We start from the raw sequence: 19,738 nt of genomic DNA on the forward strand, positions 1-19,738 counted from the left end.
CCTTGGCATGACCGCCCGCTGGCCGCATGGGCGAACCGGGCTACCCACGCAACGCCTCGTAAATGCGTTCGGCCAAGTCCTGGGAAATGCCATCCACCGACGCCAGATCTTCGATGCTGGCCGACGCCACGCCCGAAAATCCGCCGAAACGGGCCAACAAGCGTTGACGCCGGCGCGCGCCCACGCCTTCGATTTCCTCCAACCGCGACACATTGCGCGTCTTGGCGCGCCGCGCGCGCATGCCGGTGATGGCGAAACGGTGGGCTTCGTCGCGCACCTGGGCGATCAGCATCAGCGCGGCCGACTCGCCGCCCAACGCCACCGGGGGCCGTTCGTCGGCGAACACCAGCGTTTCCAGGCCGACCTTGCGCCCTTCTCCCTTGGCCACGCCCACCAGCGTCTGGATGTCCAGCCCTAATTCCACGAACACCTTGCGGGCCACTTCCACCTGCCCCTTGCCGCCATCGATCAGCACCAGGCCCGGCATTGGCGCGTCGCCATCCGCCACCTTGGCGAAGCGGCGCGTCAGCACCTGGCGCATGGCGGCGTAGTCGTCCCCCGGCGTGATGCCGGCAATGTTGTAACGGCGGTACAGGGATGGCTGCATGTCGTGGTGTTCGAACACCACACAGGATGCCTGCGTCGCTTCACCCGCCGTGTGGCTGATGTCGAAACATTCGATGCGCAACGCGTCCAGCGCGGCTTCATCGGTATCCAGGTCCAGCGCTTCGGCCAGCGCCAACGTGCGGCCGGCGCGCGCGCCCGATTCGGTCAACGCGCGGGCCAGCGCCATTTCGGCATTCTTGCCCGCCTGTTCCAGCCACGAACGGCGCGCGCCCTGCGGACGCGTCAGCAAGCGCGACGGCCGCCCGCCCGCCTGTTCGACCAGCAGATCGATCAGGTCCGGGTCGGGCAAGGCGTGCGAACAGACCAGCACGGGCGGCATGGCGTTGTCGGTGTAATGCTGCGCCACAAAGGCTTCCAGCACTTGCGGGGCGGCCTCGCCCTCGGCGTGCGTCGGAAAGAAGGGCTTGTCGCCCAAGTGGCGGCCGCCGCGCACCATCGCCAGATTGACGCAGACTTTGCCGCCCGCCACCGCCACGGCGATGATGTCGGTGTCTTCGCCGCTGGTGTTCTCCATGGTCTGCTGATGCAGCACGCGCGCAAGCGATCCCATCTGGTCGCGCAGCGCCGCGGCTTCTTCAAAGCGAAGTTCGCCCGCCGCCTGCTGCATGCGGGCTTCGATTTCGCCCATCACGTCCTTGGCCTCGCCATTCAGGAAGCGCACGGCGCGTTGCACGTCGCGTTCGTATTCGGCGGCCTCGATCGCGCCCACGCACGGCGCCGAGCACCGCCCGATCTGATGCAACAGACAGGGCCGCGAGCGGTTGGCAAACACCGTGTCTTCACAGGTGCGCAGCCGGAAGACCTTTTGCAGGATCTGGATGGTTTCGCGCACCGCCCAGGCGTTGGGAAACGGGCCGAAATACTGGCCGCGCTTGTTGGTTGCGCCCCGGTAGTAGGCGATGCGCGGCCATTCGTGGCCCGTGATCAGCAGGTAGGGATAAGACTTGTCGTCGCGAAACAGGATGTTGTAGCGCGGCTTCAGGCTCTTGATGAGGTTGTTTTCCAGGATCAGCGCTTCGGCTTCCGAGCGCGTGACGGTGACCTCCAGCCGCGCCACCTTCGACACCATCTGGGCGATGCGGGGGCTGGCCAGGTTCTTCTGGAAATACGACGAGACGCGCTTCTTCAGGTCGCGCGCCTTGCCGACATACATGACTTCACCGGCCGCATCCAGGTGCCGGTAGACACCTGGAAGATGCGGCAGATCAGCCAGGAACGATTTGAGATTGAAGTCGTCGGGCATTCTGATAACGGCTTTCGGCCTGCAAGGTGTCCCAGTCGAGCGCATCGAAACGCGGCATGAGGCGGCGGATGCGTTCAACCGATTCCGGGGCATGGTCGAACTTCAGGCGCGACAGCAGATCGTCGGCCAGATCGGGGCGGTTGCACACCAGCACCATATCGCAACCGGCGCGCAGCGCGGCGTTGGCGCGGTCCAGGATGTCGCCCGCCACCGATGCGCCTTCCATCGTCAGGTCATCCGAAAAGACCACGCCGTCATAGCCCAGGCGCTTGCGCAGAATGTCCTGCACCCAACGCTTGGAGAACCCGGCGGGATGCTTATCAACCTTGGGGTAGATCACGTGCGCAGGCATCACGGACGGCAGCACGGCGTCGCCCAGCCAAGCGTATGGTGCGGCGTCGTCTTTCAGGATGTCGTCCAGGCCGCGCGGGTCCACGGGAATTTCGTGGTGCGAATCCGCCTCAACAAAACCATGGCCCGGGAAGTGCTTGCCGCAAGCCGACATGCCGGCCAGCGCCAAGCCTTGAACCAGCGCGCGCGACAGCATCGTCACCACGCGCGGGTCGGAATGGAAGGCGCGATTGCCGATGACTTTGCTGACGCCGTAATCCAGATCGAGCACGGGCGTGAAGCTCATGTCCACCCCGCAGGCGCGCAGCTCGGCGGCCAGCACATAGCCGGCTTCCGTGGCCAGGCGCATGGCCTGAAGGGGGTCGCGGTCCCACAGCGCGCCCAGGTCGCGCATCGCGGGCAAGACGGTGAAACCGTCTTCGCGGAAGCGCTGCACGCGGCCGCCTTCGTGATCCACCAGGATCAGCAGCGGTTCCTTGCGGGCCTTGTGAATCTGGCGCGTCAGCTTGGTCAGCTGCTTGCGGCTTTCGAAATTGCGGGCGAAAAGAATCACGCCGCCCACCAGCGGATGGCGCAGGCGCGTCTTCTCTTCTTTTGTCAGCGTGAAGCCCGCCACGTCGACCATCACGGGGCCGGGGGGCAGGACTACCTTGGATTTTTTCTTGGCCATGAGGCTGTCCTTCTGTCTAGGTATGGCAAGCGGGCGTCGCGCGGGGCGGCGGCTCAGGGCTTGCGTTCGACCACCACATACGCGGCGGCCATGTCGGATTCGTCGGTGATGGATACATGCGCCGCGCCGAAACGCTGCGTATACCAGTCAAGCAGCTCGGGCGCGATGACGAGCACCGGGCGGCCGCCCGGCGCGTTCAGCGTTTGCACACGCCGCCACGTCATGGGCATGCGCATGCCCAGGCCGATCGCTTTGGAAAAGGCTTCCTTGGCCGCAAAGCGCGTCGCCAGAAAGCGCAGGCCGCGCACCGGGTCACGGGCGCGGCGCGCATGGAATTTCTGCAACTCTTCCACGCCCAGAATCTTTTCGGCGAAGCGGTCACCGTGGCGTTCCAATGCGCGCTCGATGCGGTCGATGCGCAGCAAGTCCATGCCGATGCCGGCGATGGCGCCAGCGGGCGCGGGGGTCTTGGGCGTGTCAGACATGAGCATCAACCAAAAACAACGCCGCCGAAAAAGCGGCGCGGGGTTCCATCATGCAGCCTGCGGTCACAGGCCGCGCAGCGCTTGCAGCCGGGCCTGCACCATCAGCGCTTTCATGTCGCGCACCGCCTTTTCCCAGCCATCAAACACCGCCTGCGCCACGATGGCGTGGCCGATGTTCAGCTCGGAAATACCGTCAATGGCGGCAATGGGCGATACGTTGCCCACATGCAGGCCGTGTCCGGCGTTCACGCGCAGGCCATGGCGCAAGCCTTCGGTCACGGCCAGGCGGATGCGCTGCAACTCGGCCTGAACGGCGTCGCCCTCGGCTTCGGCGTAGGCGCCGGTATGCAGTTCGATGACCGTCGCGCCCGCCTTGGCCGCCGCGGCGATCTGCACCGGGTCCGCGTCGATGAACAAGGACACGCGGATACCGGCTTCGGTCAGCAGGGCCACGGCGTCCGTCACCGGCCCCATGGCGCCCGCCACTTCCAGGCCGCCCTCGGTCGTGAGCTCGGTACGCTTTTCAGGCACCAGGCAGACGTCGTTGGGTTTGACGGCGCAGGCAATTTCCAGCATTTCCGCCGTGATGGCGCATTCCAGATTCATGCGCGTGCGCAGCTGCGGACGAATGGCGTAAACGTCCGCGTCTTGAATGTGGCGGCGGTCTTCACGCAGATGCAGCGTGATCAGGTCGGCGCCGGCATCCTCCGCGCGCAGCGCGGCGGCCACCGGGTCCGGGTACACCGTATGGCGTTGTTGCCGCAACGTGGCAACGTGATCGATATTTACACCAAGTTCTATCATTGAGCGGTCGTCGTCACTTTGGTCGGTTCTTTCGTGGTTTCTTCCCAGCCGCCGCCCAACGCCTTGTAGAGCTCCACGCGGTTGATCAGCGCGGCCAAACCGGTTTGCACCAGCGAAAGCTGGGCATTGAAGAAGTCTACCTGAGCGGTCTGCACTTGCAGGTAGCTGTCGATGCCATTGGTATAGCGCAGATTCGACAATTCCAGCGTGCGCGAAGACGATTCCTGCAACGCGCGTTGCGCATCCAGCTGCGCGCCATACGTGGCTTCGCCCGCCAGCGCGTCCGACACTTCGCGGAACGCCGTCTGGATGGTTTGCTCGTATTGGGCCACGGCGATGTTGTCGCGCGCCTTCGCCAGATTCAGCCCTTCGCGGATACTGCCCCCGGCAAACAGCGGCGTCGTGATCGACGGCGAGAAGCTCCAATACCCTTGGCCGCCCTTGAACAGATCACCCAGCGACGGACTGGCCACGCCCAGCAGGCCGGTCAGCGAAATCGTCGGGAAAAACGCCGCGCGCGCCGCGCCGATGTTGGCGTTGGCGGCCTTCAACTGGTTTTCTGCGGCCAGAATGTCGGGGCGGCGCTCGAGCAGGTCGGACGGCAGGCCGGAAGGCACCGTCGCAAGCAGCTGGTCGCGGCCGAACGTGGCGGGCGCGGGCAGGTTTTCCGGCAACGGCGTTCCCACCAGCAGCACCAGCGCGTTCATGGCCTGCGCCCTGGCGCGGGCCAATTGCGCCAGGTCAGACGACGCCGTATCCAGCAGCGACTTCGACTGGTTCAAATCCAGTTCCGAGGCCACGCCGCCATCGAAACGGCGCTTGACGAGGTTGTAGGACTCCTGGCGCGAAGCCAGCGTGCGCTGCGTCAGGTCCAGCTGGACTTCGGCCGCGCGCAGGTTGAAGTACGACTGCGCCACGGAACCCACCAGCGTGATCTGCACGCTCTTTTGCGCCTGCTCGGTCGACAGATACTGCTGATACGCCGCTTCGGACAAATTGCGCAAACGGCCGAACAGATCGATTTCGAAGGTCGTCAGGCCGATACCGGCCTGATAGGAACTGGAAATCGAACTGGAATCGGGGCCGCCTGCCCGCATGTTGGCGGGCAAGTGCTGGCGCTGGCCCTGAATGCCGGCGCCGATGCTCGGCCACTGCGCGCCGCGCTGCACGCCGTACTGCGCACGCGCCTCTTCGACACGCTGAACGGCCACGCGCAGGTCGCGGTTGTTCTCAAGCGACAAGGCGATCAGGCTTTGCAGGCGCGGATCGCGGAAGAACTCGCGCCAGCCCAGGTCGGCCGCGGGCGTGCCGTCTTGCGGCATCACCGACGTTGACGGCTGCGTGCCCAGCGTTGAAGGGTTGTTGTACGCGCCGTACTGCACCTTGGGCTGGTCAGGCCACGTGCCGGTGACCGGCGCATCGGGGCGCTTGTAGACAGGCGCCAGCGAGCAGCCGGCCAACGCCACCGCCACGAAGGCGGACAAAGCGGTCTGTTTGATCATCAGGGCTTTCATGCCTTGCCCTCCGGGCCACCGTTGGGTTGTGCGGGAGTTTGCGCAGCGTGGGGCGAATCAGCGGTGGGTTCGCCAGCCGCCTTCTTGGCCGCCTGCTCTTCCTCCCAGGCCTTCAGTTCAGCGCCCAACAGACGCGGGCGGGTCTTGAACAGGCCCAGCACCACGACGAAGAACGTCGGCACGAAGATGACGGCGAACGGGGTGGCGGCCAACATGCCGCCCAGCACGCCCAGACCCACTGCGCGCTGGCTGGCGGCGCCTGCGCCGGTGGCCATCGCCAACGGCACCACGCCCAGAATGAACGCCAGCGACGTCATCAGAATCGGCCGGAAGCGCAGCCTTGCGGCTTCCACCGCGGATTCATATAGCCCCATGCCCCGCGCGTACTGATCCTTGGCGAACTCCACGATCAGAATGGCGTTCTTGGCCGCCAGGCCGATCACGGTCACCATGCCCACCTGGAAGTACACGTCGTTCGACATGCCCAGCGCGCTGACCAGCGCCACCGCGCCCAACATACCCAGCGGCACCACCAGCATGACCGAGATCGGGATGGCCCAGCTTTCATACAGCGCGGCCAGCACCAGGAACACGATCAGCAGCGACAGGCCCATCAGGATCGGCGCCTGGTTGCCCGCTTGGCGTTCCTGATACGACAGCCCCGTCCATTCGTAGCCGAAGCCTTGCGGCAACTGCGCGACGAGGCTCTGCATTTCCTCCATGGCCTGGCCGGTGGTGTAGCCCGCCGCGGCGCTGCCGCCGATACGCATGGACTCGTAGCTGTTGTAGCGCACGACCTGAACCGGGCCTTGCACCCATTCCGCCGACACGAACGTCGACAGCGGCACCATCCCGCCTTGCGTGTTGCGTGCGTTCAGCTTCAGAACGTCAGACAACTGCATGCGGTACGGCGCATCGGCCTGGACCCAGATGTTCTGCATCCGGCCCATGTTCGGGAACTTGCTCAGGTAGGCCGAGCCCACCGCCGTCGAGATCAGCGAGGCCGCCTCGTTGAAGTCCACACCCAACGCGGCCGCCTTGTCGCGGTCGATGTTCAGCGTCAGTTGCGCGCCAGCGGCCAAGCCCGTGATACGGACTTGCGACAGCACCGGGCTCTTCATTGCCGCGCCCATCAACTGCGCGGTTGCCGCGGCCAACGCTTCCGTGCCGCCCGAACCGCGGTCTTGCAAGCGCAAGTCAAAGCCGGTGGCGTTACCCAGAGACGAGATGGCGGGCGGCACCAGGGTGAACACCATGGCGTCATGCACCCCCATCAACTGCTTCTGGAAAGCGTTGAAGGCAATGGCGCCGGCGGAGTCCTGGCGTTCTTTGCGGTCTTTGAAGTCTTTCAGCGTGGTGAACGCAATAGCGGCGTTCAGGCCGTTGCCGTTGAAGCTGAAGCCCTGCACGGCGATGATGTTTTCCACCGCGGGAATATTGCGGAAATATTCCTCGACCTGCTCGATGACCTCGACCGTACGGTTGGCGCTGGCGCCCGTGGGCAGCTCGATGTTGCTGATCACGTAGCCCTGGTCTTCTTCGGGCAGGAACGACGACGGCAGGCGCAGGTACAGCCAGCCCAGCAGCAGCACCAGCACCAGGAAGGCCAGCATCATGCGGCCGCCCTTGTGCAGAATGCGCGACACCCAATTCTGATAACCGTGGGTGGTGGCGTCGAACTTGCGGTTGAACCAGCCGAAGAAGCCCTTTTTGTCTTCGTGGTGGCCCTTGGCCACCGGCTTGAGAATGGTGGCGCACAGCGCCGGCGTGAAGGTCAGCGCCAGCAGAGCCGAGAAGAAGATGGACACGGCCATGGCCACCGAGAACTGACGGTAGATCACGCCCACCGACCCGCTCATGAAGGCCAGCGGCAGGAACACCGTCACCAGCACCAGCGTGATGCCGACGATGGCCCCGCTGATCTGCGGCATGGCTTTCTTGGTGGCCTCTTTGGGCGGCAAGCCTTCGGTGGCCATGATCCGTTCAACGTTTTCGACCACCACGATGGCGTCGTCCACCAGAATCCCGATGGCCAGCACCATCGCGAACATGGTCAGCACGTTGATGGAGAACCCCAGCGCCAGCATCACCGCGAACGAACCCAGCATGGCCACCGGCACAACGAGCGCCGGGATCAGCGTGTAGCGCACGTTCTGCAGGAACAGGTACATCACCAGGAACACCAGCACCATGGCTTCGGCCAGGGTGTGCAGCACCTGCTCGATGGACACCTTCACATAGGGTGCGGTGTCGTAGGGGATGGCGTACTGGATGTTGCCCGGGAAGTACTTGGACAGCTCTTCCATCTGTTGGCGCACGCCCTGGGCGGTGGCCAACGCGTTGGCGTCCGGCGACAGCACGACGGCGAACGCGGCCGTGGGCTTGCCGTTCAAACGCGCCCCGAACTGGTAGTTGTCGGCGCCTACTTCGATACGGGCGACGTCGCGCAGCAGCACCTTGGAACCATCGGTGTTGGCGCGCAGGACGATCTTGCCGAAGCCGTCCACGGTACTCAACTGGCCGTTGGCGGTGACGGTGGCCGTTATGCGTTGGGAATCCGGGTTGGGCGGCGCGCCGATGCTGCCGCCGGAGATCAGGACGTTCTGGCCGGAAATCGCCTGGTTGACTTCGGCCATGCTCAGGTTGAAGCCCACGAGCTTGGCCGGGTCGACCCAGACGCGCATCGCGCGCGGCGCGGCGAACAACTGGAACTGGCCCACGCCGGCCACGCGCGACACCGGGTTCTGCACGTTACGCGTGATGTAGTCGGCCAGTGCGGTCTGATCCAGCGAGCCGTCTTCGGACGACAACGTCACGATCATCAGGAAGCCGGTACTGGTCTGCTCGTATTTCAGGCCCTGTTGCTGCACGGCGCCCGGCAACTGCGCAATCACGTTGGACACGCGGTTCTGTACGTCCACCTGCGCCAGGTCAGGGTCGGTGCCCGGTGCGAACGTGGCGGTGATGGTCGAGGTGCCGTAAGAGTCGCTGACCGACTCGTAGTAGATCAGGCCCTTGGCGCCGTTGAGCTTGTCTTCGATGATGCTGGTGACCGATTCCGCCACTTCCTTGGCCGATGCGCCAGGGTAGGTTGCGGTGATCGTGATCGCGGGCGGGGCGACGTCGGGGTACTGCGCCACCGGCATGTTCGGGATGGCCAACACCCCCGCCAGCAGAATGAACAGGGCAACTACCCAGGCAAAAATTGGTCGATCAATGAAAAATTGCGGCATGTGGGCTGACTCTGAAAGCGATGCTCACCAAAGGGGAACGCGGCGCTGGTTGCGCCGCGTGCCGCTCAAGATTTCTGGCCTGCTGCCTTGTCCTGCTGGGCAGGTTCGGCAGGTTTGGGCGATTGCTCGGGCGCGGCCGGCTTGCCGCCGGGTTGCGCCGCGGGCTGTCCGCCTTTCGCGGGGGCCCCGTTCTTGTTCCATTGGCTGACCTGCACCGGCGCGCCGGGGCGGATTTTCTGGAATCCTTCCACCACGACAACGTCGCCGGCCTTCAGGCCGCTGGTGATCAACCAGTTGTTCTTGATGGCGCCGCCGGTCGTGACAGCCAACTGCTCGATCTTGTTGTCCTTCACCAGCATCAGGCTTTGCGAGCCGTCGGCCGTGCGTTGCAGCGCCTGCTGCGGCACGACCAGCGCCTTGTCATCCACGCCCTGCTCCAGCCGCACGCGCACATACATGCCGGGCAACAGGATGCCGTCGGGGTTGGGCACTTCGGCGCGCAGGTTCACCTGGCCCGTGGACGGGTCCACGGTGATGCCGGTGAACAGCAGCTTGCCGGCATGCTCGTATTCGGAACCATCTTCCAGCACGACGGTGGCGCGAGCGGTGTCTTTGCCCACTTGCTGCAACTGGCCGCTGGCGAATGCGCGGCGCAGCGTCGCCAGTTCGGACGTGGACTGCGTGAAGTCAACATAGACCGGGTCCAGCTGCTGCACGGTCGCCATTTGCGTGGCGGACGTGGCTTCCACCAGCGCGCCTTCGGTGACCAGCGGCTTGCCGATGCGGCCCGTGATGGGCGACGTGACATCGGTGTAGCCCAGGTTGATGGCCGCGTTGTCCTGGTTGGCCTTGGCGGCCGCCACCGACGCATCCGCCTGGCGGAACGAGGCCACGGCGTTGTCGTATTCCTGCTTGCTGACGGCGTTGGCCTTGACCAGCGGCGCGTAGCGGTCAGCCAGCAGCTTGGCGCTGAACAGATTGGCCTGCGCCTGCTTTAACTGCGCGGTCGCTTGATCGTACGCCGCCTTGTAGGGCGCCGGATCAATCTTGAACAGCAGTTGGTTTTCTTTGACGTCACCGCCTTGCTCGAAGGCGATTTTCTGAACGATGCCGGTGACACGCGAACGGATCTGCGCATCACGCACGGCGTCCACGCGGCCGGGCAATTCAGAAACGATAGGCGCACGCTCGGGCTGGACGGTAATAACGCTGACCTGGGGCATGCCGGGATTCATCTGTGGCTTTTCGCCGCAGCCCGCCAACATCAGCGCGAGTACGCCACCGGAAACAGCCAGACCTGAAACACGTTTAGGCGAAAACCGCATTGAAACCCCCGCGCGTAGCGTAGTGACCCGTGAATAGCCCAATAATGTAACTCAGTTATTGGGGAAATCACGTATTTTCAAGCTGCTCAACGATGCGCGGGAGAGACAAATCCGTAACAGCCTCAGCAGTTGGGAAGCGCTCTGAGATTGCCCAGGAACACGTAGCCCACGCCGTGCACAGTATGCAGCGGCAAACGGGTGCCTGTCTGTAGAACTTTGCTGCGCAGCCGGCAGATCGCCACATTGAGCGTGCGCATGTTGGTGCTTTGGCGCACGGCCATCAAGGCTTCGCGGCGCAATTCGCGATGCGGGCTCTGCAACAGGCAGACAAAGCAGGCGCGTTCGATTTCGGTCAGGTCGATACGCGCGCCGCTGGGCGCAAGCAGCGTCCACCCTTGATACATCAGGCTCCACCAGCCGTCGACCCGGTCGGACGCGAGCGTTGCCGGGGTACTGACGGTGATGGACGGCGGCACGCGGCCGCCGCGTGGCGGGGAGAGTTCAGGACGGGCAAGCGCAGGATGGGCAAGCGCGTGAGGAGCAAGTACGACAGGAGCAAGTACAACAGGAGCAAGTACGTCTGGGGCAATCATGGCAGGTCTCCATCGGGCGGGTTCCGCCTGGCGTGGCGGCAGCCCGAACCCGGAACAAGGTTGCTGTTTGTCCCCGAAGACTACCGGCGCGAACGGCTTCTGGCTGCCGAATGGGCCAATTATCAGACCAGTCTTACGCGCCTTGCTTTTCTGCCGATGCCCTGTCTTTTCTGTGCGCCCTGTCTGTTGATGGCCACCCTGCCTATTTATGCGTGCCGTTGCGATGAATATCGTGCGTCACAAAGCAGCTGTTCTCAGTGGGCCGCGCCAGAATGCCGGGCTTGGCCAGCGTTTGACGGATATCGGCCAAACCAGATTCCCAGTGCTCGCGCATGGCCTCGGTGCCGAACTCGTAGTCCTTGGAGTAACGCTCCAGGTGCTTGGATTCGTAGATAAGGTTGATGATGTTGGTGGCGGGCGTGTGCGACAGCTTGCGGATGTCGGCGAACTCGGGCGCGTTGCGCTCGGACTCGGGCAGGCGTTCAAGCAGGCGCTGCAAGCCATGGCGCAGCTTCAGCACCCGCCGCAGCTGATCCGTGACAAGGCGGGTTCGGCTGGAATACTGAATGTCTTTTTGGCGCTCGGCCACTTCTTCAAGCGAGGTCGGCAGCCCGCCGCGCGCCGGCCATAAATCAACCTGAAACGCCAAGGTGTCGCGCATGTTGTCGGTGGTCAGCACCTGCGCCAGCGGCGTGTTCGACACGATGCCGCCGTCCCAATAATGTTCGCCATCGATCTCCACCGACGGAAACCCCGGCGGCAACGCGCCTGAAGCCATGATGTGCTCGGGGCCCAGCTTATCGGTCTGGCTGTCGAAATACGCAAAGTTGCCACTGCGCACATTCACCACGCCGAAGCTTGCGCGCACCTTGCCGCTATTGAGCACATCGAAGTCGACGAACTGGCGCAACGTGGCCGCAAGCGGCGTGGTGTCGTAAAAGCTGGTGGACGCAGCCCCCCGGCCGCTGGCCCAGTATGGCGGCGGAAAGCGCGGCTTGAAAAACCCCGGCTGCCCGGAAAACAGCGCCTGAAACGCAGACAGCTGGCCGTTCATGGCAGGCGAGCCAAAGCCAAAGGGGATGCCTTCGAACATGCCCGCCAACGTGTCGCCCCACGGCACCGAGGCAAAACCGGCCGGGCGGCAAATGCTTTCCCAGAAGCCCCTCAGCCGGTCAACGCGCTCGTCTTCGGGCGAACCCGCGATGATGGCCGCGTTGATCGACCCGATGGAAATGCCGGATATCCAGTTGGGCCGAATGCCCGCTTCGTGCAAGCCTTGGTACACCCCCGCCTGATAGGACCCCAGCGCGCCCCCGCCTTGCAGGACGAGGGCAACGGTTTCGTACGGAGGCGTGTCGCCGGTATCGGTGGACGGGGCCTTGCGGCGAGTGGTCATTCGGCTACCTCTGGCTAGGGTTTGCTTTTGTCCGGCAATTGCGGCGCGGCGACGCCGGCCCGGAAAGGATACTTGGCGAAGATTTGCGCCACCGCCTTGTCCACGTTCTGCGAGGTGTTGGCGGTATCGGGATTCTGCACTTCACCCACCGCCACGCCTTCCCACACCAGCTGCTTGCGGCGGGGGTCGACCAAGTCGATGTTCAGCGTGCCTTCGGTGTATTGATAGACGTCGTCGCCCCAGCCGTAGCCGGGCCAGCCGCCGTAGAACCCCGTGCGGTAGCCATAGTAAGGCCCCATCGGCGGCGCGGCTGGCGTGACCTGGGTTTTTTGCTGGAGCTTGGCGCCGAAGTTGACGAGCAGATCGGGGTTGGCGGCGCTGTACGTATAGCCGCGCATTTCCATCTGGCCGCGCGTGGCGTCCTTGAGCCGTTCGGTCAAGAGGCTGCTATAGCCCGACTTGTCCGTGCCTAGCGGGTTCATGAAAGCGAACGTGCGGTATTGCGCAAAATCCGCCTGGTGATCGTAATCGCCTTTCACGGTGGGGCCGGATGCGCAGGCTGCAAGCAATGCCGTCATGGAACCGGCCGTCAACCATTTCAACGCTGGAAACGCTTTCATGTCGATTTCTCCGAGAGCTCAAGGCTTGAACATAGTGCCGCGAAGGCTGCAAAGTTTCAACAGAATCTCATTCGCATCCCCTCGCCTGCTGTCCATTACACTCGCAGCTGATTCATCCCCCTGACACAGACCCAAAACAGCATGTTGGAACTCGACGGCTCAATCTGGTTTCGTTCCGGCGCCCAGACCTGGGGCGGAAAGAACCGCATCGACCTGCTCTCCCAGATCGACGCCACCGGCTCAATCACGGCCGCTGCGCGCGCCGTGGGCATGAGCTACAAGGGCGCGTGGGACGCCATCGACGCCATGAACAACCTGGCGGGTGAACCGCTGGTGGTACGGGCCGCGGGCGGCAAAGGCGGCGGCGGCACGCAGCTGACCGACCGCGCCCGCCGGCTGATCGGCACCTTTCGGGCGTTGGAAGCCGAACACCGGAAGTTCATGGACAACCTGACGCGCGCGGGGCTGGACGCCAGCGGCGACATCGACCTGATGAGGCGTTTCATGCTGAAGACCAGCGCGCGCAATAAATTCCTGGGCACCGTCATCGAGATCCGCACAGGCGCCGTCAACGACGAAATCCTGTTGCGCATCGCGGGCGGCCATACCGTCACCGCGACCATCACCCGTGAAAGCACCACGGAATTGGGCCTGGAGCCGGGCAAGGAAGCGATTGCGCTGGTGAAGGCGTCCAACGTCATCGTCGGCGCACCCGGGCCAGGGTTACGCCTGTCAGCCCGCAACCAGTTGTTGGGCACGATCAGCGCGGTGCGTCCGGGCGCTGTCAACAGCGAAATCCTGATTGCCATGGACGGCGGCGCGACGATGGTGGCGATCGTCACCAACGACAGCGCGACGGAACTGGGCCTGGCCGAAGGCGAGCCCGCCGTGGCGATTTTCAAGGCGTCCAGCGTGATTCTGGGCGTGCTGGACTGACGCGCGGCGCGTCTGCGGTCTGATCGACGATTTTCCCAAGGGTCTCAGATTGATCTTCTGCCCCCCCCTTCGGACCCAGGCCTAAGATCACACCCGGGAACAGCCTCCCCAGCGATCAAACCCCCGGGTCATCCGCGCGGCGGCGCACCTTGCCGTCGCGCACTTCGAACACTTCATCGGCCAAGGCGTCGACATCCGCCGGGTCATGCGTGATCAGCAGCATCGGCACGTCAAGCTGCCGCTGTAGCGCATTCAGTTCCTGGCGCATCTTGCCGCGCAGTTGTGAATCCAGCGCAGAAAACGGTTCGTCCAGCAGCAGGATGTCGGGCTGCAACGTCAACGCGCGCGCGAGCGCCACGCGCTGCTTCTGCCCGCCGGAAATCTCATTCGGATAACTGCCGATGATGGCGCCCAGCTCAAACGCATCGACCCAGCGCTTGGCCTCGGGCGCAACGCCGCGTTTGGGCGGGTTGAGCCAGCCGCGCCGCATGCCGAACGCGATGTTCTGCGCCACGGTCAGATGGGGAAACAGCGCGTAGTCCTGAAACAGATAGGCCACGCGCCGCGATTGCGTTGGCAGGCTGACGCCCGCTTCGCTATCGAACAGCACGCGCCCGTTGATATCGATACGGCCGGCATCCGGCCGCAGCAAGCCCGCCACGGCGCGCAAGGTCAGGCTCTTGCCCGCGCCCGACGGCCCGAACAAGGCAATGCGCTTGGACGAAGACGTGAACGCCACGTCCAGATCGAACTGCCGGTCGCCCGACACCATGCGCTTGGCGACCTGGATGTGGATGCTCATCGCCCGCCCCCGTTGCGTTGGCCCGCCCCGATGGGCACCAGCTTGCCCGCCACCAGCAACACGATGACGCAGGTAACGGACGTGACCAGCACCAGCAGGTTTGCGGTGCGGTCGTCGCCTGCCTGCACAGCTTCGTAGATGGCCACCGACAACGTCTGCGTGCGGCCGGGCAGGTTGCCCGCAATCATCAACGTGGCGCCGAACTCGCCCAAGGCGCGCGCGAACGCCAACAGCACGCCTGCCGCAATACCGCGCGCCGCCAACGGCAAAGTCACGCGGAAGAACACGCCAGCTTCGGGCACACCCAACACCCGCGCCGCATTCTCAAGCTGCGGGTCCACGTTTTCAAACGCCGCGCGCGCCGACTTGAACACCAGCGGAAACGCCACGACGGATGCCGCGATCACCGCGCCCTGCCAGGTGAACACCAGTTCAATGCCCCAGCCCGCCAGCGTTTCACCGATGACGCCGCGCCGGCCCAGCAAAACCAGCAGGTAATAACCCAGCACGGTAGGCGGCAACACCAGCGGCAGCGTCAGGATGGCGTCCAGCAGATCGCGGCCCGGCCAGCGCCAGCGCGACAAGCCGAACGCCGCGGCGGTGCCGGCCACGGTCGCCAACAATGTTGCCCAGCCCGCCACTTTCAACGAAAGCAGCAGCGGCACCCAAACCGGATCTGTCATCAGTTCAACGCATCAGCAATATCAGGGCTTCTGAAAGCCGTAGCGCGACAGAATAGCCTGCCCTTCGGGCGACAGCACATAGGCGACGAAGCTTTCGGCTTCTTTCGCTGCGGCTTCACGCGTGGTCACGGCGATGGGATACGTCACAGGCGTTTGCGACGGCACGCGCACCGCCACCTTGACCTTGTCAGGCATGACGGCGGCATCGGTGGCGAACACAAAGCCCGCATCCACTTCGCCGCGCGACACGTAGTCCAGGCTTTGGCGCACGTTCTGCGCCAGCACGCTCTTGGCTTGCACCGCCGTCCACAACCCGGTGGCTTCCAGCGCGCCTTGGGTGTAGCGGCCCACCGGCACCGAGGCCGGGTTGCCATAGGCGATGCGCTTGATGTCGTCGCGCGTCAGGTCTTTCAGCGCGGTGATATTGGCCTTGCTGTCCGTCGGCACGATCAGCACGATCTGGTTGGCAGCGAAGTCCACGCGCGATGCCGGCTTGACGGCCTTTTCTTCCACGGCCTTGTCCATCGCCTTCTGGTCGGCCGATGCGAACACATCCGCGGGCGCGCCCTTCACGATCTGCTGCAGCAGCACATCGGACGCGCCGAAGTTCAGCACGACCTTGGTGCCGGGATGCGCTTTCTCGTAGCCTTGCGCCACTTCCTTGAAGGCGTTGGTCAGGCTGGCGGCGGCAGACACCACCAGGTCGCCAGCGTGGGCGCTCGCGCCCCACAACGTGGACAGCGCCAGGGACAGCGCCAAAAGCGGGCGTTTGCAGGACATGATTTTCTCCTCGGGTATCGCCATATCGGTAACGAAATATATAGAGGTATATAACGCTCGTCAATTTGGGTCCCGGGCGTCGCTTGCGCCAGATCAAACGGGCAAAAAAGGGGAAAGATCAGCCGCGCGCGACCGTTGTGACGTGCACCGATTCCGGCGCCAGCGCGTCTTGCAGCCAGGCCAGCGCCAGCTCGGGCCGCGCCGTGCCGCACATGAAGATGTCCAGCGCCGCGAACTGGTGCTCGGGCCAGGAATGGATGCTGATATGCGATTCGCTCAGCATGACCACGCCCGTCACGCCCGCGCCTTCGCCAAAATGGTGGAAATGCGCGCTCAGCACATGCGCGCCGGCGGCCTGCGCCGCAGCGATCAATTGCGCTTCCAACGCGGCAGCATCCGTCAACCGCAAGGCGGGCACGCCGCGAAAATCCGCCAGCACGTGGCGGCCCGGCGTGGCATGCAACGTCGTCACTTGTGCGATCCGCCCGATGACCAGCCCGAACTGCCCGACGAGCTGCTGCCCCAGCTGCTGCTACTGCTGCTGCCCCCGCCTCCGCTTACGATGCGGGCGCCGGGCGAACTGGCCCCCGTAGCGGCCAGCACCACCACCACGGCATACACGGCATACAGGAACTTGCCCATCGGCCTACTCGTCCTTTCCAGAAAACTTGTCCGCCAGCTTGGCGGGGAACCACAGGAACGCCAGCCCGATCAGCACGGCAATGAAGCGGCCATTCAAGATGTTGCTCATGTTCAGGAACACCATGCCGATGGTCGCGGTCCAGGCCCATTTGGCATAGCCGCCCCGCTTGCCGGCCATGGGCAGCGATTTCTGCTTGGCCAGTTGCGCATCGCCAAACCACTCCGCCAACTGCGCCGGGGCGATGGGCGCGGACGCCGACCAGCCCAGTTCGTTCGCTGCGAGTTCACGCGTTAGCTTCAGCGTGCCGGCCTTGTAGTCGGTAATCTTCGTGGTGTCGCCCGCCTTGACGCGCCAGTTGAACGCGCCCAAGGGCATCTCGACCCGCGAGGTGTAGTCGTACAGCTTCTGGTACAGCTTTGACCGCCAGCGCACGCTGGTCGCGTTGTTCAGGCTGGGCCAGGTGTCGCAGACCTGCACGCGTTCCCAGCCTTCGTCGGTTTCCACCAGCCAGATAAAGCCCTTGGCCGGGTTGAACAACAGATACTCGATCCAGTCGGACGGTTCGTCGGGATCGGGGTCCGCGCATTTCATCAGGCCGATCAGCGTGAAGCTCGCGCCGTCGATCTTGGCCACCGCGCCCAGCGACAGCGTCGTGGTGATCGCCTTGACCTTGCGCCCTTTCTCAATGACTTCGGCCGTGGGGCCCGAGCAATCCACCGCCGATGCGCACGACGGGCAGACGACGTGGGTGGCCATGGCCGCCACGAAGCTGATCGGCGCGCCGCAGTTGGGGCACTCCAGCGCCTTGATCTGGCCACGGAAGCGGCCCGCGGTTTCCTCGACCTGCTCGTTGGTGCGCAACGACCCCGCCTGCATGGCGGACAGGTCGAAGGCTTTGCCAATATAAAGTTCAGGTTCGGGCGCGTCGGAAAAATCCAGCGTCAGGAACGCGTCCAGGCTGCGGTAGTCCGCCACCTTTGCTTCCCAGCCATCGCCCGGCACGAAGGGCAGCTCGCCCTGCGCGCCGCCCGCCTGCGCAGTGCGGACATCGGCGGCAACAAAGCGCTGCCCGTCCAGCTTGAGCTCGTCGCCTGGCGAAATGTCGGTAAACGCCGGCATGCCTTGCAGGGACTTGACCTTGCGGCGGCGCGTCACGGCGTACTGGCCCGAAGCGTCCGACAACCAGCCGTCGGAACCATCTTCGAACCACACGTACCACTCGTTCCAGAAGCCCTCGTCAAAGCGCAGCTGGATGCGGCCGATGACGTCAAAGCGCTTGCTGTCGAACTTGCCCGTCGCGCCCAGGCACAAGGGCGAATAGTCTTCCAGCACATCGGCCATTTCGCCAATGCGCTTGACCGATTCGGCATCCTTCAACAAGGTGCTGCGGCAAGCGCCGCAGACCGCCATGACGGATGCGGTGGACGTGAACTTGACCGGGGCGCCGCACTGCGGACACAGAACCTGCTGCATAAGTCCTTAGCTGGTAAGTTTCTTCAGCACGTCGGCCTTGGCCGAATCGTAGTCCGCGGCGGTGATCAGCCCTTTGTCCAGCAAGTCCTTCAGCTGTTGCAGGCGCGCGACCGGATCGGCGCCCGCCGCGGCAGGCGCCGCTTGCTGCGCGGGCTGCGGCGGTTGTTGTTGCGGGGCTTGCTGCGGCTGGCCCTGCCCCACGCCCAACCCCGCCGCCATCGTCTGGCCCAGCGCGGCGCCGGCCGCCAGGCCCGCGCCAATGCCGGCGATGCCGCCTTCGTTCTGCGCCGCCAGCGGAATCGACGTGGCGGTCTGGTACTGGGTGAATTTGCCCAGGTCGCCCGCCATGCCCATCGAAATCCGCGTGTCCAGCGCCTTTTGCAGCTCTTCGGGCAGGGACACGTTTTCAACGGTGAAGTTGTCGAGCTTCACGCCATAGCGGTCAAACACCGGGGCCAGTTGCTCGCTGATGCTTTGCGACATCAGCCCCTGGTTGCCCGCGATGTCCAGGAACGGCACCTTCGAGCCGCCCAGCGCCGTCGTCATCGCGGCGACCACCATGTTGCGCAGCTGCGCTTCCAGGTCGTCCACGGTGTATTCATCACGGGTGCCGCTGATTTCCCGGTAGAACTTGGCCGGGTCGGAAATCTGATACGAATACACGCCGAATGCGCGGAGGCGCACCATGCCGAATTCGCTGTCGCGCAGCGTCACCGGCTGCGCCGTGCCCCAGCGCCGGCCCAGTTGCAGGCGTGTGCTGAAAAAGATCACGTCCGACTTGAAGGGCGACTCGAACAGCTTGTCCCAGTTCTTCAGGTACGTCAGGATCGGCAGCGTCTGCGTCGTCAGCTTGTACATGCCGGGGCCGAACACATCGGCCACCTTGCCTTCGTTGACGAACACCGCCATCTGCGATTCCCGCACGGTCAGGCTGGCGCCGTACTGGATTTCGAAATCCTGCATCGGATGGCGCCAGGCGAGCACGCCGTCGCGATCCTCGTTCCATTGCAGGATGTCAATAAACTGCTTGCGAATAAATGAACCGAGACTCATGGCAAGTTCTCCCGTGTCAGATCGAAATGCGCGCCGGCCGTCAGGTCAGGCAGGCGGCGTTGACGACGCCGGCGGCCAGCGAGATCGAACCGATCAGGCCGCCCATGGCGATATTGTTTTGTTCGATGGCCTCGTTCATGCCGCGTACGGCCTGGGCGATCACGACATACACGACGATCTGCACCACCATGGCGGCGGCGCCCCACACCAGGAACATCACGAAGCTGGCGTGCACGGCAATGCTGGAGCACAGCGTGAAGCTGAAACCGACCAACGCGCCGCCGTAAGACAGCACCGCGGCGATGTTGCCTTCGCGGATCAGGTCGAATTCCTTGTAGCGGGTCACGGCGGTATAGACCGCGGTGAAAACGCCCAGCATGACTAGCGCCGAGACGATATAGATCAGATAGGTCACCGCCGGATGCATCGCTTCTCCCATTGCCACCCTCCTAATTGCGCGCAGTATATACGCGGCGTTCGATATACTGCGAACGCATTTTTCGCCCC

Annotated in this window: 19 protein-coding genes; 1 reads left to right on the plus strand and 18 read right to left on the minus strand. The window is 64.3% G+C overall.

Annotation, left to right across the window (positions count from 1 at the left end):
- Positions 1 to 40 precede the first annotated feature (40 nt).
- From uvrC to ACFZAI_RS24060, 10 genes are all read right to left on the minus strand, one after another.
- The gene (gene uvrC / locus ACFZAI_RS24015; RefSeq protein WP_391569278.1) at positions 41 to 1,870 is read right to left on the minus strand and encodes an excinuclease ABC subunit UvrC; all 1,830 of its coding nucleotides are present in this window, start codon (positions 1,868 to 1,870) and stop codon (positions 41 to 43) included.
- Entirely contained in the window at positions 1,833 to 2,891 is a 1,059-nt protein-coding gene (gene nagZ / locus ACFZAI_RS24020; RefSeq protein WP_391569279.1) for a beta-N-acetylhexosaminidase, read from the minus strand. Before nagZ ends, uvrC begins: the two co-directional genes overlap by 38 nt.
- Positions 2,892 to 2,944: 53 nt before the next feature.
- The gene (gene acpS, locus ACFZAI_RS24025; RefSeq protein ID WP_175171319.1) at positions 2,945 to 3,376 is read right to left on the minus strand and encodes a holo-ACP synthase; all 432 of its coding nucleotides are present in this window, start codon (positions 3,374 to 3,376) and stop codon (positions 2,945 to 2,947) included.
- Positions 3,377 to 3,439: 63 nt separating this feature from the next.
- Complete coding sequence (locus tag ACFZAI_RS24030) at positions 3,440 to 4,180, minus strand: pyridoxine 5'-phosphate synthase (protein ID WP_391569280.1); 741 nt, start codon at positions 4,178 to 4,180, stop codon at positions 3,440 to 3,442.
- Positions 4,177 to 5,694 carry an efflux transporter outer membrane subunit gene (locus tag ACFZAI_RS24035; protein ID WP_391569281.1) on the minus strand — a complete coding sequence of 506 codons (1,518 nt, stop codon included), beginning with the start codon at positions 5,692 to 5,694 and terminating at the stop codon, positions 4,177 to 4,179. The genes ACFZAI_RS24030 and ACFZAI_RS24035 overlap by 4 nt, the downstream gene beginning before the upstream one ends.
- Complete coding sequence (locus ACFZAI_RS24040; RefSeq protein ID WP_391569282.1) at positions 5,691 to 8,927, minus strand: multidrug efflux RND transporter permease subunit; 3,237 nt, start codon at positions 8,925 to 8,927, stop codon at positions 5,691 to 5,693. The genes ACFZAI_RS24035 and ACFZAI_RS24040 overlap by 4 nt, the downstream gene beginning before the upstream one ends.
- A 65-nt stretch (positions 8,928 to 8,992) precedes the next feature.
- Positions 8,993 to 10,252: an efflux RND transporter periplasmic adaptor subunit gene (locus ACFZAI_RS24045; RefSeq protein WP_391569283.1), complete on the minus strand. Its 1,260-nt coding sequence runs from the start codon at positions 10,250 to 10,252 to the stop codon at positions 8,993 to 8,995.
- 122 nt (positions 10,253 to 10,374) lie between these two features.
- The gene (locus ACFZAI_RS24050) at positions 10,375 to 10,728 is read right to left on the minus strand and encodes a helix-turn-helix domain-containing protein (RefSeq protein ID WP_391569284.1); all 354 of its coding nucleotides are present in this window, start codon (positions 10,726 to 10,728) and stop codon (positions 10,375 to 10,377) included.
- 319 nt (positions 10,729 to 11,047) lie between these two features.
- On the minus strand, positions 11,048 to 12,241 hold the full coding sequence (locus tag ACFZAI_RS24055; protein WP_391569285.1) for a DUF3734 domain-containing protein: 1,194 nt from the start codon (positions 12,239 to 12,241) through the stop codon (positions 11,048 to 11,050).
- A gap of 14 nt (positions 12,242 to 12,255) precedes the next feature.
- The gene (locus ACFZAI_RS24060; RefSeq protein ID WP_391569286.1) at positions 12,256 to 12,861 is read right to left on the minus strand and encodes a DUF4136 domain-containing protein; all 606 of its coding nucleotides are present in this window, start codon (positions 12,859 to 12,861) and stop codon (positions 12,256 to 12,258) included.
- Between the two features lie 141 nt (positions 12,862 to 13,002).
- Here ACFZAI_RS24060 and ACFZAI_RS24065 point away from each other — a divergent pair, with 141 nt between their 5' ends.
- Positions 13,003 to 13,797 carry a TOBE domain-containing protein gene (locus ACFZAI_RS24065; RefSeq protein WP_391569287.1) on the plus strand — a complete coding sequence of 265 codons (795 nt, stop codon included), beginning with the start codon at positions 13,003 to 13,005 and terminating at the stop codon, positions 13,795 to 13,797.
- A 115-nt stretch (positions 13,798 to 13,912) separates the two neighbouring features.
- Here ACFZAI_RS24065 and ACFZAI_RS24070 read toward each other — a convergent pair whose 3' ends face one another.
- From ACFZAI_RS24070 to ACFZAI_RS24105, 8 genes are all read right to left on the minus strand, one after another.
- Positions 13,913 to 14,599 (minus strand): ATP-binding cassette domain-containing protein, encoded by a 687-nt coding sequence (locus ACFZAI_RS24070; RefSeq protein WP_391569288.1) that lies wholly within the window; start codon positions 14,597 to 14,599, stop codon positions 13,913 to 13,915.
- Complete coding sequence (gene modB / locus ACFZAI_RS24075; protein ID WP_391569289.1) at positions 14,596 to 15,282, minus strand: molybdate ABC transporter permease subunit; 687 nt, start codon at positions 15,280 to 15,282, stop codon at positions 14,596 to 14,598. Before modB ends, ACFZAI_RS24070 begins: the two co-directional genes overlap by 4 nt.
- Positions 15,283 to 15,303: 21 nt before the next feature.
- The gene (gene modA / locus ACFZAI_RS24080; protein WP_391569290.1) at positions 15,304 to 16,062 is read right to left on the minus strand and encodes a molybdate ABC transporter substrate-binding protein; all 759 of its coding nucleotides are present in this window, start codon (positions 16,060 to 16,062) and stop codon (positions 15,304 to 15,306) included.
- Between the two features lie 118 nt (positions 16,063 to 16,180).
- Positions 16,181 to 16,534 (minus strand): adenosylmethionine decarboxylase, encoded by a 354-nt coding sequence (gene speD / locus ACFZAI_RS24085; protein WP_391569291.1) that lies wholly within the window; start codon positions 16,532 to 16,534, stop codon positions 16,181 to 16,183.
- Positions 16,531 to 16,704, minus strand: a complete 174-nt coding sequence (locus ACFZAI_RS24090) for a hypothetical protein (protein WP_391569292.1) — start codon at positions 16,702 to 16,704, stop codon at positions 16,531 to 16,533. Before ACFZAI_RS24090 ends, speD begins: the two co-directional genes overlap by 4 nt.
- Before the next feature lie 4 nt (positions 16,705 to 16,708).
- Complete coding sequence (locus ACFZAI_RS24095) at positions 16,709 to 18,178, minus strand: DUF4178 domain-containing protein (protein ID WP_391569293.1); 1,470 nt, start codon at positions 18,176 to 18,178, stop codon at positions 16,709 to 16,711.
- A gap of 6 nt (positions 18,179 to 18,184) precedes the next feature.
- Positions 18,185 to 19,231, minus strand: a complete 1,047-nt coding sequence (locus tag ACFZAI_RS24100; protein ID WP_391569294.1) for an SPFH domain-containing protein — start codon at positions 19,229 to 19,231, stop codon at positions 18,185 to 18,187.
- A 40-nt stretch (positions 19,232 to 19,271) separates the two neighbouring features.
- Positions 19,272 to 19,658 carry a DUF350 domain-containing protein gene (locus ACFZAI_RS24105; protein WP_391569707.1) on the minus strand — a complete coding sequence of 129 codons (387 nt, stop codon included), beginning with the start codon at positions 19,656 to 19,658 and terminating at the stop codon, positions 19,272 to 19,274.
- Positions 19,659 to 19,738: the final 80 nt, after the last annotated feature.

The sequence above is a fragment of the Achromobacter sp. NPDC008082 genome (genome assembly GCF_042957345.1).
Taxonomy (GTDB): Bacteria; Pseudomonadota; Gammaproteobacteria; order Burkholderiales; family Burkholderiaceae_B; genus Achromobacter; species Achromobacter kerstersii_A.